The sequence below is a fragment of the Pelolinea submarina genome, assembly GCF_003966975.1.
Classification (GTDB): Bacteria; Chloroflexota; Anaerolineae; order Anaerolineales; family Anaerolineaceae; genus Pelolinea; species Pelolinea submarina.
In genome coordinates this window covers 222,183-236,424 of record NZ_AP018437.1, presented here as the reverse complement: position 1 = coordinate 236,424, position 14,242 = coordinate 222,183, and the positions used below count along the sequence as shown (strand labels likewise).

The following is a 14,242-nucleotide window of genomic DNA, read 5'->3' as shown; positions in this document are numbered from 1 at the left end:
TAGTAATTTGGATAATCGAATTCCTGCGTGATTATACCTGTATCAACCGGCAGATTCGGGAAATTCTTTAAATTACTGAGATTAAAAAGTGAATCCGGGGGTGTGTTCAGAAAAATTAATAATTATCAGGTGGACAGAATTAATCTCTAAATTTAATACAATACTTATATAAAATTTACACGGTATAAATTATTATTGGGCATAAATTAATAATTAGTCATAGAATATAAGGAACAAAAAACCTGACCAGCAGATGAATTTGGCGAGGGTTTAAAAATATAATCTGAGGTTATTGGTATGGCAAACCAAATTGCATTGGTAACGGATAGCACCTGCGACATTCCCGATGAGTGGCGCGAAAAATACAACATAACCGTGGTGCCTTCTATCATCGTCTTTGGAGAAAAACAATATATCGATGGCGTTGAAATGACCGCGGCGCAATTTTACGAACAGCTTCCCAGGGAGAAAGTCCATCCTTTCACCTCTCATCCCACCCCGGCGGCTTTCCTGGAAGCTTACCGGCAGGCAAAGAAAAACGGGGCTAAAGAAATTCTAACAGTCGTGGTGGCCGCTGCCATGAGCGGCACCATTGTTGCTGCGCAGCAGGCGGCCGAGGAAATGGATATCCCGGTGCATGTTATCGACAGCTGCAGCAATTCCATGGGAATGGGTTGGCAGGTCATTGCCGCTGCGCGCGTGCGGGAAAACGGCGGTAGCTTGACCGACATGATCGCCGCGATTGAGCGCGTGCGCCAACATATGGTTTACTATGTCTCATTGAACACGCTGGAATATCTTTCCAAAGGCGGGCGCATTGGGGATGCTATTCGGTTAGTGGAAACTGTGCTGACCATTAAGCCGCTGGTCTTTGTCAAGCCTGAAAACGGCACGGTGGGCGTCAGTCTGCCTGCCCGCTCACGCAAACTGGCCATCGCCGGGCTGCAGCGCGAATTTTTCAAGACCATCAATGTTAAAAGGCCGATGCACATTGCGGTGCTGCATAACAATGCTTTGGACGAAGCCAAATCTCTGGCCCAAAAGGTGATCGAAACTTATAAACCCAAGGAGTTGATCACCACCATCGTGACCCCCATCCTGGGTGTCCACACCGGCCCGCAGGCCATTGCGTTGTGCGGATACTCCGAACCTTAAGAAAATTCGAACCGGCTCACGAGAACCGGTTCTTTTTTTACCCGGGTCGCTTGAACAAGCGAAGAAAAAGAAAAAGCCACCCGTCAAACGGGTGGCCTTCCTTTTTATTGATACGTCTTTCCATCCACAGTTATGCTCTCCAGAATGGAGAGATCCAGCGGATTTTCCCAGTACCCGTTCCCGATCAGGACGCCGTTGTCCAAATCGACCTGGTCCGGTATAAGCCCTCCGCGCGTGCTTCCATCGGACAGATTCAGCACGGCATCCCGGATAGTATCTTCAAAGGCATGAATCCATGCCAGCTGTTCGGCGGAATATTGACGAAACTCTTCTTCGCTCAGATCGCTGTCATCGCTGCCGTAATTTTTGATTTCTCTGAGCAGCATCTCGGCCGTATCGTAGCTGTAGAACCATTCAATGCCGCCGGAGCTTACCTGCACTTCCTGTATCTTTCCGGTTTCTCCGGTCAGAGCATTGGTGAATTCGACGCCGTTCCCCAATTGGATCAGCACAGTGGAGATCTCCGACGTGTTCTGAGGAAGAGAGAAGCTCGTGCTGATAGAATCGCTAGCCTCTGCTCCGCTGTCGTAGTCTATGCCTCCCCATAGATTGACCTCATAAGGTTCTGTGTCTTCCACTTGGGCATCTGAGCCGATGAACATCGAAAATTCGAGCATCAGCGATTGGGTATCGGCATCGTAGGCGGTATCCAGATCAGCTTTGACCGGGAATGCCTCCCTGCCTTTCCTTTCGCCGTTGCGGTGGATAGACCACGTATAGCTTTCGGCTTGTTCCTGCGTCACAGGAGAGACGAGGATGTAGTATCTGACATACTTCTTATCACGCATAGAAGATAGTACGGACACGGACACTTCATCGGCTTCCGGTGGCGTTTCGCTTGCTTCGTATTCCATGTACTCCGGGATGTTTTTGTCTTCGATTCCCAGAATACTGCGCAGCTCGGCTTGTTTCAGCACCAGCAGTGTAATTCCCACGGCCAGCGCCGAAATGATCAGCCCTTCGGCTACGATGGCTGCAACGAGGGCTGTCCTCGACAGCTTCTTTTTTACTCTAAAAGTCGAAGATTCACGTTTCTGAATCTTGTTCAATGTTGCCTCCTTGATTCGCTCGATGGAGGAAACATCTTTACTTTGAAGCTGCACGCTGTCATCCTGGACGCAGTCCAAAAGGTCTGTAATTCTTTTTTCCATCAACGGTTCCTCCTTCACTGTAAAATACTTTTTAGTTTTTGACGGCCCCGGGCCAGGTGCGTTTTCACTGTGGAAACGTTCATATCCATTTCCTCCGCAATCTTCGAGACACCCTGATAGTAGTAGTAATGCCTCAAAAATATTTCTCTGTCCGGGAGCTCCATTGCCAGGATCGCACTTTTAACGTGAGCCGTTTGCTCGTTGGCAAGGACAGTGCTTTCGGGAGTCCCAGCCGAGATGAGGATCATGTTCTCCTCAATGGGCGTTTCCTTTACCAGCTCACGCAGTTTGTTTTTGGCTTTATTGCGGGCAATACTTCCCAGGTATGCTTTCAGTTTGTCCGGCTCGACCTTGACGGCGTTATCCCAGAGAGCGAGAAACACGTCCGATACCACTTCCTCGATGTCCGGCACTGCCATCGCGTAGCCGATGATGTTGTAGATAATGGTATTGACGTATCCGGCATAGCGTTCAATGAGCCATTCAAGCGCGTCAGTATTTCCTCGTTTTAAAGCCTTGATCGCTTTCTTTTCATTCAAATGATTAACCTCCGCTCGAGTTTGACAATTGTCAGTCCCAATAACACAGCCCAAGGTGTTTTGGTTTCAACTAAAGGAAGAGATGATGGATGAATTCTTCTATCCCGGGATACCCGTCCCCAGCAATTGTAACGATGATAAGAAACCTGAGTGATTCTATCGCTGCTCGCGAATTCATTGGAAAATGAACATCTCACGAACAAACAGTGGATCCCAACCCGATAGACGACAACGATGCCCACCGGCGTCATGCGATGTTGAGCGAGGGCCCCAAGTGGGTATCAAAAAAAATCAGGGGAACTCTCCCCAAAGGAGGGACAGGAAATAAAAGCGGTTAGGCCAGAGGAGCTTGCCGGCTTTTCTGCTGGTTCAAGGGGCAAATCCAATCGATCTTGTCAGATATTCGTCAGGATAAAAATCCTGGTAGCCACTGGCTACCAGGTATTTTCGTGGATTTTATTTGTAAGCGAGACAGGTTCCTGCGTCATGCGCCCGGCGCTTTCCGCCGGGTACCCCAGCGCCAGATAACAGGGAACCTCATACTCCGGCGGGATGTGCAGGGTCTTGTGCAGGTGCCCGCGTTCCGGCTCGAAGGGGATGCGCGTTACGCCATATATGCCTTCCGCAGCCGCCGCGATCAGGATATTCTCGATGCAGCACCAAATGGATGCGAAACAGTTTAAGGACGAGAGCGTTTCCGGTTTGAGCAGCTCGCCGTTGACGTGGAAACAGGGGATGACCAGTAGGGCCGCATCCAACAACATAGCCACCTGGCGGGGAATAGCTTGACGGTACATCTCTCGTTGGCTATCGACTGACAGCCCCATGCGTTTGACCAGCGCGGCCGTGCCCTTCTCTGTTTGGGGCGGATGGATCTTGCCGGCCAGCTTTTCGCGCATTTGCCTGTCCTGCACCAGGATGAATTCCCAGCGGCGCAGGTGGTCGTTGCTGGGTGCCTGCAATCCGGCGGAAAGAATGCGCTCGACGACCTGCTGTGGAATTTCTTTTGGGGCGAAATCTCGGATAGTCATGCGTTTGGATATGGCTTCATATACATCCATCGGAATTCTCCTAATTTACCCTTCACTTACTATGATTTTTCCGACAAAATTATTTATCTTTTGGGCCGGTGTAGACGACTTCGAAAAGGATATTATCGGGTGAGCGGAACATGACCTGGTAATAAGTCTGATCCGGGCCATCGCTGAATTCCGGACGGTGGCATGGGGTGTTGAATAGCGCTTCAATATTGTGCTCTTTCAGATAAGCTACAACCGAGTCGACCTCTGCCTGTTTTTCAGTTGAGATCGCCAAATGGTTCATGCCGATCCCATCGTAATCGTTGGCAGCCTGCTTCAGCCCTTTGACGAACCACAACCCGCAGTTGTTTACGTCGCCCACGCCCAGGATCTGCTCATCCTGATACAGCATTTGCCATTCCAGGAAATTGAACAGGTCCTGATAGAAGGCTTGATTTTTTGGATCAATATTGATTTGAAAATGACCGATTTTTGTTTTCATTTCTAACTCCTTTTCCCTTGAATGACCGAATAATAAAACAGATGTTCTATATTGTCAATATATTTGTAGAAAAGGATTTGCAGAGAAAACAATTCCCGATTAAGGTGTCTTGCAGCCGCTGTGCAGGATAGCTACCGAATCGGCTGCCTCGGGGTCGATCACCGCGGTGATTTTCATGCTGGATTCCAGGCGGGTTTGCGCGGTGGGCACCACTTCCAGCCCATCCTGGGTGATACTGGCGATCACGCAGCCTGGCGGAAGGCCCAGCGATTTGACCCTCTTCCCATCAAAGGGAGCGCCTTCTTCAATCTCGATCTCAAGGATAGTCGGGATTTGAAGCTGGGCATGAATACCGTTGCGTGAAAGGTCGCGTTCCATCAACGCTTCGTAAATCGGCATGTCTTTGAGCAGGTCGGCAATATCGTAAGCAAAGAAGCAAGCCACCAGCAGCGGCAGCATTTGATCGTAATTACCGGTCATTTCAATAATCAGGAAAATACCGGTCAAGGGAGCGCGCACAATTCCGGTAAATAAGGCCGCCATGCCAACCACCGCAAAAACAGCCGGTTGGGGTACCAGCGCGGGAAGGAAATAATTGGCTGCCTGCCCGATGCCCAATCCCATCAGGGCGCCCAGCACCAGCAGCGGGGCGAAAATACCGCCGGCCACACCGGTTCCATAACTGGCAATCGTCAGCGCGAAGCGGATCAGGTAGAATGCCGGGATGGCGCCTAATACCAGTCCGCCGGCTAAGGCGTCTTCCGCCAACTCATGCCCACTGCCGGTTAGCTGCGGATTGAACCAGGTGATCAGCCCTACAATCCCTCCGACACTGGCGGCTGCGATCAGCGCGTTTTTTCCCCGTAATTTGGAAAAGAGATCGAGCATGCCGATTAACCCGCGGTTGAAGAGCACGCCCAGCAAACCCGCCGCGATTCCCAATAAGGCAAATAATGGCAGGGATAGCAGAGGAGGTGTAGGGTAACTGGGAATTGAGAAAACCGGCGATGAACCGCGGAAAAAACGCGCGGTGATGTTGGCTGTTACGGCTGCCATGAAGGCGCAAGTAAAGACAACCGGTTGAAAATCCCTTTGAACTTCTTCCAGGACAAAAGTCAAGCCCGATAACGGTGCGTTGAAAGCAGCGGCCAAACCCGCGCCGGCGCCGGCCGCGATCATGGTGCGCCGTTCTTTGGGATGAAGTTTTAATCCCTCAGCTACCGCGTCGCCGACCGCGCCGCCCATTTGAACGGTAGGCCCTTCACGCCCCAGGAGCAGGCCTGAACCCAAAGCCAGCGTGCCGGAAATGAATTTGACCGGCAGCACGCGCTTCCAGGATAATGTGCGGAAACGATGCAGCACGGCTTTCAGGTGGGGAATACCGCTGCCGCTGGTTTCGGGAGCTTTGTTGATTACCAAAAAAACAGCTGCCGCGGTACCTAAGCCGCAAAATACAACCGGTACCAGCCAACCTGCTGCGGGCCATTGATGTGCCCAATTCAATAGATTTGCGCGAAGATCATCTCCCCAGGATAAAACCAGCCCGAATAAAGAAGCCAGGGCGCCCGAGGCTACGCCGACCAGCGCTGCCCGGGGCAGCATACGGCGGCGGCGGTGTCGAATGGTCTCATATTCATGAATTTCACTTACAGTGTGATCAAATTTTTGGTCTTGTATACTTTCTTTTTCTTCCATTATCTATACCGATACAGCACAAAAAACATCGCGTAAAGTCGATGAAAAAAATATCTGGCTTTTTAGGGTGTTGGTTTAATTTTCTGCTGCGCTTAAGGCAGGCAGGAGGCTGTCTAACGTTTTATATTCTTTCCATAAGATGTGCGTTAGTATAATCCTGTTCCTTATTAAATGAACCCCTGTTTTCAACCTGTTTTTTATAAGGAAGAGATAAGCTTGGAAAGATTAGGCTGGCGGGGAGATTAGCCGAATGTAATATTATTCGTGATCTTTGCAATGAAAGAATTGCCTTTTTCTATTTTTTGGTGTAATATAGTCTTTGGTTCGGTAGAAGCTTTTATATTTCATCATCGACCAATGCAGTACGGTGCTTAGGGATCCCGTACAAGAAGATCGATAGTGACGAGAGGTCAGCCACTATCGATCTTTGATTTAACCTTCTTTAAAGTGGACGATGGTCACACCTTCTCCGCCCTCGTTATCCATCGCATTTTCCCAACTGGCAACCAAAGCGGACGCGCTCAAAGCCTGGCGTACCAACTGGCGCAGGGTGCCGGTGCCTTTACCGTGCACAATGCGGGCGTAGGGCAGCCCGGCCGCGTAGGCATCGTCCAGGTAGTGATCCAATTCGCCCAGCGCGTCTTCGCCGCGCATGCCGCGCAGGTGCAGTTCTGCCCCCGGCGAGGGGTGGAAAATACTAGAGCTGGTGGGCGCGGGTTCGCTGCTTTCCAGGACTGGCCGCTTGACCTTTGCACCCGTCTTTTTCGGACGTTCGATATTGCGCAAGTCAACCTTGACGCGCATTTTTCCAATTTGCACTTCCACAATTTCCTGCCCGATCTCCAGCACGCTGCCGTCGGTCTTCAGGTTGCGGATATAAACGCGGTCGCCCACGCGCAGCGGCCGGGAAGGCTGGCCGGAGTAATCGGTCTTATCCAGCGGTTCGGCCACTTTTTCTTCCAGGCTGCGGATTTGCTGTTCCAAAGCTTTCTTTACTTTCACCGGGCTATCGCTTTTCACGGTTGATTGGCGTTTGAGCGACTGGATCTCTCCGCGCAGTTCTTCCAGCTCCCGCAGGGACTGCAAGCGCGCTTCCTCCAGCATGGCCAGGCGTTCGTTCTCAATATTCTCCAACCGTTCGGCTAAAATCTGGCGGTCGGCTTCCAGTTCCTGGCGCAGGTTTTCCACCAGGGCGTGTTCCTGGCGGGCGTTTTCCAACTGGCGGTGAATTTCATCCAGCAGGTCTTCGGTCTGCAAACTTTCCGGATCGATCATTTCGCGTGCGTCGGCGATGATCTCGTCCTTGATACCCAAGCGGCTGGCAATCGACAGGGCGTTGGAACGCCCCGGCAGTCCCATCAGCAGCCGGTAGGTCGGTTTCAGCGTTTGCGGGTCGAATTCGACGCTGGCGTTCAGCGCGCCTTCGGTGTTGTGGGCGTAAGCTTTTAATTCCGGGTAGTGTGTGGCGATCAGCGCCGGGATGCGGCGGCGCAGCAGGTAGGTCAGGATGGCGCGCGCCAGCGCCGAACCTTCCTGCGGGTCGGTGCCGGCCCCCAGTTCGTCGAAGATCACCAGCGTGCGCGCGTCCGCTTTCTTCAGGATGCGCACGATGTTGGTCACGTGTCCGGAGAAAGTGGACAGCGATTGTTCGATGGATTGTTCGTCGCCGATATCGGCATATACGTCGCGGAAGATGCGCGTTTGCGAGCCGGATTGGGCCGGGATGTGCAGGCCGGATTGGGCCATCAGCACCAGCAGGCCCACCGTTTTCAGCGTGACGGTCTTGCCGCCCGTGTTGGGGCCGGTGATGACCAGCGCGCGCGTGCCTTTTTCCAGGGCTACGTCGATGGGCACCACTTTTTCAGGGTCGAGCAGCGGGTGGCGCGCCCGCGGAAAACGCAGGAACAGGTCGTCTTCGCTTGCCTGCCCGGAAGGATTATCCAGCAGGATTGGCTCCACTGCGTTCAGATCCTGCGCGTATTTGGCGCAGGCGAAAGCCATGTCCAGCGCGGCCAGCGCGCGGATGTTGGCTTGCACGTTGGTGTTGTAATCGCCGATCTGAGCGGATAGTTCGCTCAGGATGCGGCGTTCTTCTTCTTTCTCGCCCAAAATAGCTTCATTCAGGTGATTGTTGAGTTCCACCACAGCCAGTGGTTCCACGAACAGTGTTGCGCCGGAGGAGGATTGATCCTGTACCACGCAGCGCATGTGGCTTTTGGATTCCGCCCGCAGGGGAATGACGTACCGCCCGTTGCGTTTGGTGATCAGGGCTTCCTGCAGCATGGGCGCAATGCGGGTATCGTTGATCAGCTTTTCCAGTTTGGTAAAAATGCGATCATTGGCCGCTTTGACTTCCCGGCGCAGGGTATCCAGACGCACGGACGCGCCATCCGCCACTTCGGCGTTTTCTGTGATGATTTGCGTGATGGCTTCGATGATGCCGGGCGGCGGTGTCAGATCCTGCGCAATGGCTTGCAGGTGCGGGCAGTCAAATTCGAGTTTGGCGAATGCGCGCTGCAGGTCGCGGCTGGAGACCAATGTGGCTTTGACATCCAATAATTCCTGCGGGGTAAGCACGCCGCCGCGCGCGGCCATTTCAACCTGCGGGCGCACGTCGCGCGCGCCGCCGATGCTCATCTCCGGATATTCATCCAGCAGCCGGCGTGCCTGCGTAGTGCGGGCCTGGCGATCTTGGGCCAGCAGTAAATCGTTGGTAGGCTGCAATGCGCGCACCAACGTGGCGGAAGCGCTGAAGGCTGTGTAGCTGCCCAGGCGCTCCAGGATCTTGTTATATTCAAGCGTGTGTATAGATTTGGCGTCCATCGCAGCCAATTATAGCGGTTAACAACTCGGAAAAAGGGTGTACTTTTCTACCAGCCGAACAGCTTGCGGATGATGTTCATCGAGAAGCGCTCGCGCAGATACAGGCCGAATTCCTTGGCGGTTTCCACTTGTTCGGGGGTGATGCCCAGCTCGGCGGCGGTTGTGGGCGCGCCCAGCAGTTTGAGCCAGTCGTGCACCTGCTGCGCGGTGGGTACGTTGGCCGCTACCGTCTGGATGGCGTCCCACTGGTCCAGCATGCGCTGCTTGCAGGCATCCAGCACCTTGGGGTCGGCTAATTGCATGTAAATGGGATGGCTCTCGATCAATTCGTCCGCAATCAACGGGACGTTCTTGCGAATTTGCTGTTCCTGGGTTTCAAAGTCCGGGACAACGGCCTTGCTGAGCAGCGCGGCGGCATCGTCTTTGGACAGAGCGCGCAGGCGCTCGAACCATTCTGCCTCGATGATGGTGGCTACGCCCACGGCGTTTCCGTGGAACAGGCCTTCGCGATTATCCCAATGGAACATCATTTCCCACAGGTGGGCGATGTGATGTTCGCCGCCGGAAGCCGGCGCACTGTTGGCGAAATCCGCCATACAGAAACCACTCTCGAATTGGGAATCCATCAGCTTGGCCATGCTTTCCGGAGCGGCTTTGAGGATGCCTTCCACCTCGTTGGCACTCTGGTTGGCCGCGTGCAGAGCATTGCGGTAGATGTCCTCATCGAATTTAGCCTGCCAAATAATTTGGGTGAACTTCCAATCGGACGAGGAAGTGAACTTGGAAATGGAATCGCCAAAACCGGATGCGGTCAGGAATTTGGGTGACTCGCAAATGGTGGGCAGATCGGTAAAGATTGCGATGGGCGCGTGGCAGTAAATGGAACCTTTTAAACCGCCAATCGTCGCGGGCGCGTTCTTGGATGTATAAGCGTCCACCGAAGCAGCCGTTGGGAAGGAAACAAACGGATTGCGCGAACGATGGCTGGTGAAGCGGGTGATATCGGTGATGGTGCCGGAACCGACCGCCACGAACAGGCGCGGTTGGGCATCATAGGTTGCCAGCACGCGCGTGATGGAAAAATCGTCCGTGTGCAGATGTTCGGGATTCAGTATCTGGCAGAGGATGTCCCAGCCTTGTTCCTGCAAACTTTCAAAAATGCGTTTGCCTAGAACCCGGTAGGTGTTTTCATCTGCGATTAAGTAAAAATGGGTGTGGTCTGTTTCTGTGCAAAACTGGATAAACGTTTCGATAGCCTGGTTCCCAACATAAATGGGCATGTGGTCGTTCACGGCTGTCCTCCTGTAACAATAAGTTGAAATACGAAAGGATTATACACCTGTGCCCAGAAGCGCCCTATTAAGGTTCAAAACAGGCGCTCAGCCAGGGTGGTGCGTCGCCGGATTCTGCGTTATGGCAGCTGCGTAGTTCGATGATCAACCCGTTCAAGACCTCGCGCGTGTCAAAGTAGGCCCAGCGCGATCCCGGGTGCGCCCCGCAGCCGCGGGCCAGCAGCTTGTATCCTTTTGCCTGGAAATCCGCTATTGCCTGCTCGAGGTCGTCCACTGTGAAACGCAGATGGTGCAGGCCCGAATCCGTATTTTCCAGGAATGCGTCCAGAAGTGGATTGCCTTCCAGCGGTTGGATTAATTCCAGATGAACACTGCCTGCCTGGGCAAAGCCGATGCTCATGCGCCAGTTGGCCGGTTGGCCTTCGATGAATGACTGTGGGTCGGTTTCCGGCGGCGGCCAATCGTGGATCTCGAAAGGGCCGATGCCCAGCAGGTCCTGCAGCTGCTCGGCTGCTTTCCCTATATCCTTGACCAGGTAACTTACCTGGTCAAGCGTAAAACGCTCTTTTTTCTGCATGCCGCCATCCCTCCTGCCTGAAATTATCTCGCCGGCGCTTTAGGTATGCTTTTGGGTTTATTTTCTCAATTCCGGTTCCTGCCGGCCGGGCGGCAGGATGGCTTCCAGGATGGAATTCATCGAGCTGGGCGCGTCCGGGTTCATCCCGCGCTTTACGGTCCAATAGTAGGCCAGCAGCTGCACGGCTGGCAGGTAGGCCAGGGCAGCCAGGTATGGGTCGTCGAAAGGAGGCGTGAGGATCTCGTCATCGGCCAGGCCGGCCAGATCCAGCCCCTCCGGATGGACGGCCAGGTTGTAGGCTTTAAAGCCTTTGGTCAGGGTGAGCAGCTGGCGGGTCAACTCCAGGTCCTGCGGCAGTACCAGCGCGTAAACCATCCAATCTGGGTTGAGCGCGCCCACTGGGCCCTGCAGCAGGCCGGCGGTGCTGTCGCCGCGTGTTGGAACGTAGGACGCTTCCTGAATTTTGATGGCGGCTTCCAGTGCTGCGCCGTGGTTGCTGCCGGTGCCCACCACGTTGACCAATTTATGCGCGGCAATGCGCGGCATCAGCTTTGCCAGCTGCGGCTCGATTCTCTCAATAAAATCGGTCATTATGACCGGCATGTTGCGCAGCAGTGCCAGGCGCTCTGTGGCAGTTTTATCCTGCGGGTCGGCCAGCGCCAGCCCCAAACGCAGCAGCGTGCCGGTGCAGGTGACGACGCTCTTGGTTTTGGGAAAGGTAATTTCGGGGCCTTCGCGGGTAATGAGTGACAGACGGGAGCTTTGTGCCAGTAAACTATCCGCCACGCCGGTCACGGCGACGCCTAAGGCCCCTTTCTGTTCGGCTACCTTTAATGTGTCAATTACCGCTCCTCGCTCACCGGAACGGGAGACTACCACTACCAGGCTCTTATCCGTGATCCAACGTTCAGCGTAATAGCCGCTTTCCTCCGAGTTGATCACGGCTGTGGGCAGCGGGCAGTGCATTTGAAAAAGCGGTTGGGCCATTAAGCAGGAGGTAAATGAACTTCCCACACCCGATAAAACGATACGGTCCACGCCCATTTCCCGCGCTTTTTGAACCACAGCCTGGATTTCACTTTCGTTATCCTGCAGGGTTCGATCAAGTGCCGCCGGGCTTTCGTGAATATAGTCGAGCATGTGATAGACAATCATGGAATCCTCTTTTCAGGTATGAACCGTGATTTAAAGAACTCGTTCCGTATGGTAAAGCCTCCCATTTCACTGCCGCATACCAACCCGTCGGTGGAAACATCCAAGATATAATGATGTAATGTCGTTGGTATGAATAATAAATTATACCAGTCATCCGGATAAAGCGCTGCCTGCCCAGCTTCCGCAAGGAGTGCCTTATCCATCGAGCAAGTAATCCGGGAGCAGACCCTATGAAAACGCGCATTATCCATGCGGATATCTACACTCCTGATATCCATATCGGCAATGGTGTATTGGAAGTTCACGGAGGGGCCATCCAATTCGTTGGCACGGCGGATGAATTTGGGAGCAGCCCGGAAGTGCAGGTTATCGATGCACGCGGGCATAAGCTGATTCCGGGTTTGATCGACACGCACATCCACGGCGCGGGCGGGTTCGATATTTCCGCGGGCGGTGCGGCCGGCGCTGCCGAATACCTGGCTTCCCAGGGTATCACTGCCTTTCTGGCGACCACCCATTTCGTCATGACCCATTCGGAGCTGCTGCAATCAGTCGCGCAGATTGCGGAAGTGATCGATAATCCCCCCATAGGGGCGCAAATCCTCGGCATCCACATGGAAGGCCCCTGGATTGCGGCGGACCGCTCGCCCTTCTCGCGCGCAGACTTGTGCTACCCCATTACGCGTGAGGACATCGCCCTTTTCATGCAGGCCGCTCGCGGAAACCTGCGGATGGTCACCTTCGCGCCGGAATTGCCCGGCGCTTTGGAGGTGATCCCCTGGCTGCGCGAACAGGGCATAATTCCCTCTGCCGGCCACACCAATGCCGATTACAATACCTGCATGCGGGCAGTGGAACAAGGCTTGAACCACAGCACGCATACCTATAACGCCATGCCGCCGCTGCATCATCGCAGTCCGGGTACAATTGGCGCGGTGATGGACAGCGCCGAAGTCACAGCGGAGCTAATCGCCGATGGCTTCCATGTGCTGCCGCCCATGATGCGTTTGTTGATCAAAGCCAAAGGCACGGAGCATGTTTGTCTGGTCAGCGACGCGGTGCCGTTGGCCGGTTTGCCGGCCGGCACACACATGCACTGGTGCGGGCTGGATATCGGCACGGATGGTGAGATCAGCATTCTCAACGACGGCCGCCCGGCCGGAGCGTATAAACTACTCAATCGTTCGCTTGAAGTGATGGTAAAAAGCGGAACCGCTGAGTTTGGACAGGCCCTGCATATGGCCAGCCGGGTACCGGCTGAGATGCTGGGATTGAAAAAAGGACAGCTGGCTGCCGGGTTTGACGCCGATTTGGTCGTTATGGATGACGACTTGAATCCGCTGCTGACCATGGTGGCCGGAAATATTGTTTACGTTAAGGAAGGTTTTATTGATGTCAAAAGATTTACAAACAGCCTTTGACCTGATCGCGATCGATTGCGACGGTACGATTTTGGACTCAGGCAAGAACGTGTCTGCCGGCGCGCATGAGGCAGTGGCGGAGGCTTGCGCCAACGGTGTGGAAGTCACGCTCATCAGCGGGCGTAATTATGGTTCCATGGAATTTATCGTCGATGAAATTGGCATTGCCGCCCCGATCATTGGCGGCGGCGGCGCGTTCATCTATGATGTGCAGTCGAAAAAAACGATCGAAAAGCACCCCCTGCCGCTGCCGGAAACTCGTGAGCTGGTGCGTTTGTGCCGGAAAGAGGAAGTCATCCTGGTGCTGGAATACGTCCATAATGCCATCCAGGAAAGATCTTTCCCGCCCGGGAAGCGGCCGCATCCCAAACACGGCTATCAACGCCACATCATCCCGGATTTATTGGAGGAACTGGATAAACTGGGTGAACCGCCGGTTAAAGCCATGGTCCTTGGGGAAAGCCAAACTTTAAAAATGGTTTTCGAGCGCATCCAACGGTTGGGTTTATTCGATAGCATGAGTTTCTCCAGCTCAAGTTCCATCGATATCGTTCCCTCGGGCGTCAACAAGGGCAGCAGCCTGACCGCGCTGGCACAGCATTTAAATGTTCCCCTGCAGCGTGTGGCGGTCATCGGCGATTGGCTGAATGACCTGGATATGTTCCGCATTAGCGGCTTTTCAATCGCGATGGGCAACGCTCCCGATGAGGTCAAAGCAGCCGCGGACCTGGTCGCGCCGGAGAATGACCACAGCGGAGCGGCCTGGGCCATCCGCGAAATTCTGAAACGCAACCAGTCCGCTGGTTAATATTCCATAACCCAAAGCATAAGAAAAGCGCCGGTTTTCCGGCGC

12 protein-coding genes are annotated in these 14,242 nt (G+C 53.9%); 3 read left to right on the top strand and 9 right to left on the bottom strand.

Translation table 11 applies throughout. The annotated features are described in order from the left end of the window. Positions 1 to 297: 297 nt before the first annotated feature. Positions 298 to 1,155 carry a DegV family protein gene (locus Pelsub_RS01135; RefSeq protein ID WP_116225242.1) on the top strand — a complete coding sequence of 286 codons (858 nt, stop codon included), beginning with the start codon at positions 298 to 300 and terminating at the stop codon, positions 1,153 to 1,155. A 104-nt stretch (positions 1,156 to 1,259) separates the two neighbouring features. Here Pelsub_RS01135 and Pelsub_RS01130 read toward each other — a convergent pair whose 3' ends face one another. The 9 genes from Pelsub_RS01130 to Pelsub_RS01090 form a co-directional block, all read right to left on the bottom strand. Beyond that, positions 1,260 to 2,366 carry a hypothetical protein gene (locus Pelsub_RS01130; RefSeq protein WP_116225241.1) on the bottom strand — a complete coding sequence of 369 codons (1,107 nt, stop codon included), beginning with the start codon at positions 2,364 to 2,366 and terminating at the stop codon, positions 1,260 to 1,262. Positions 2,367 to 2,380: 14 nt separating this feature from the next. Next, positions 2,381 to 2,905 carry an RNA polymerase sigma factor gene (locus tag Pelsub_RS01125; RefSeq protein ID WP_158674919.1) on the bottom strand — a complete coding sequence of 175 codons (525 nt, stop codon included), beginning with the start codon at positions 2,903 to 2,905 and terminating at the stop codon, positions 2,381 to 2,383. A gap of 434 nt (positions 2,906 to 3,339) precedes the next feature. After that, on the bottom strand, positions 3,340 to 3,966 hold the full coding sequence (locus Pelsub_RS01120; RefSeq protein WP_116225239.1) for a nitroreductase family protein: 627 nt from the start codon (positions 3,964 to 3,966) through the stop codon (positions 3,340 to 3,342). Between the two features lie 49 nt (positions 3,967 to 4,015). Continuing rightward, positions 4,016 to 4,426: a VOC family protein gene (locus Pelsub_RS01115; protein WP_116225238.1), complete on the bottom strand. Its 411-nt coding sequence runs from the start codon at positions 4,424 to 4,426 to the stop codon at positions 4,016 to 4,018. A gap of 99 nt (positions 4,427 to 4,525) precedes the next feature. After that, the gene (clcA, locus tag Pelsub_RS01110) at positions 4,526 to 6,121 is read right to left on the bottom strand and encodes a H(+)/Cl(-) exchange transporter ClcA (RefSeq protein WP_158674918.1); all 1,596 of its coding nucleotides are present in this window, start codon (positions 6,119 to 6,121) and stop codon (positions 4,526 to 4,528) included. A 432-nt stretch (positions 6,122 to 6,553) separates the two neighbouring features. Next, positions 6,554 to 8,944 carry an endonuclease MutS2 gene (locus tag Pelsub_RS01105; RefSeq protein ID WP_116225237.1) on the bottom strand — a complete coding sequence of 797 codons (2,391 nt, stop codon included), beginning with the start codon at positions 8,942 to 8,944 and terminating at the stop codon, positions 6,554 to 6,556. Between the two features lie 47 nt (positions 8,945 to 8,991). Then, positions 8,992 to 10,236, bottom strand: a complete 1,245-nt coding sequence (locus tag Pelsub_RS01100) for an iron-containing alcohol dehydrogenase (RefSeq protein ID WP_126440348.1) — start codon at positions 10,234 to 10,236, stop codon at positions 8,992 to 8,994. A 67-nt stretch (positions 10,237 to 10,303) separates the two neighbouring features. Next, the gene (locus tag Pelsub_RS01095; protein ID WP_116225235.1) at positions 10,304 to 10,813 is read right to left on the bottom strand and encodes a VOC family protein; all 510 of its coding nucleotides are present in this window, start codon (positions 10,811 to 10,813) and stop codon (positions 10,304 to 10,306) included. Between the two features lie 57 nt (positions 10,814 to 10,870). Further along, entirely contained in the window at positions 10,871 to 11,968 is a 1,098-nt protein-coding gene (locus Pelsub_RS01090) for an SIS domain-containing protein (protein WP_116225234.1), read from the bottom strand. A gap of 230 nt (positions 11,969 to 12,198) precedes the next feature. On the opposite strand from Pelsub_RS01090, the gene nagA reads away from it, so the two are divergent. Both nagA and Pelsub_RS01080 read left to right on the top strand, forming a co-directional pair. Continuing rightward, entirely contained in the window at positions 12,199 to 13,389 is a 1,191-nt protein-coding gene (nagA, locus tag Pelsub_RS01085) for an N-acetylglucosamine-6-phosphate deacetylase (protein WP_116225232.1), read from the top strand. Then, the gene (locus Pelsub_RS01080) at positions 13,361 to 14,197 is read left to right on the top strand and encodes an HAD family hydrolase (RefSeq protein ID WP_116225231.1); all 837 of its coding nucleotides are present in this window, start codon (positions 13,361 to 13,363) and stop codon (positions 14,195 to 14,197) included. The genes nagA and Pelsub_RS01080 overlap by 29 nt, the downstream gene beginning before the upstream one ends. Positions 14,198 to 14,242: the final 45 nt, after the last annotated feature.

Bases quoted from the DNA above. Each gene is read 5' to 3' on its own strand.
- Pelsub_RS01135 (WP_116225242.1), top strand. From the start codon at position 298: ATGGCAAACCAAATTGCATTGGTAACGGATAGCACCTGCGACATTCCC.
- Pelsub_RS01130 (WP_116225241.1), bottom strand. From the start codon at position 2,366: ATGGAAAAAAGAATTACAGACCTTTTGGACTGCGTCCAGGATGACAGC.
- Pelsub_RS01120 (WP_116225239.1), bottom strand. From the start codon at position 3,966: ATGGATGTATATGAAGCCATATCCAAACGCATGACTATCCGAGATTTC.
- Pelsub_RS01115 (WP_116225238.1), bottom strand. From the start codon at position 4,426: ATGAAAACAAAAATCGGTCATTTTCAAATCAATATTGATCCAAAAAAT.
- clcA (WP_158674918.1), bottom strand. From the start codon at position 6,121: ATGGAAGAAAAAGAAAGTATACAAGACCAAAAATTTGATCACACTGTA.
- Pelsub_RS01105 (WP_116225237.1), bottom strand. From the start codon at position 8,944: ATGGACGCCAAATCTATACACACGCTTGAATATAACAAGATCCTGGAG.
- Pelsub_RS01095 (WP_116225235.1), bottom strand. From the start codon at position 10,813: ATGCAGAAAAAAGAGCGTTTTACGCTTGACCAGGTAAGTTACCTGGTC.
- Pelsub_RS01090 (WP_116225234.1), bottom strand. From the start codon at position 11,968: ATGATTGTCTATCACATGCTCGACTATATTCACGAAAGCCCGGCGGCA.
- nagA (WP_116225232.1), top strand. From the start codon at position 12,199: ATGAAAACGCGCATTATCCATGCGGATATCTACACTCCTGATATCCAT.
- Pelsub_RS01080 (WP_116225231.1), top strand. From the start codon at position 13,361: ATGTCAAAAGATTTACAAACAGCCTTTGACCTGATCGCGATCGATTGC.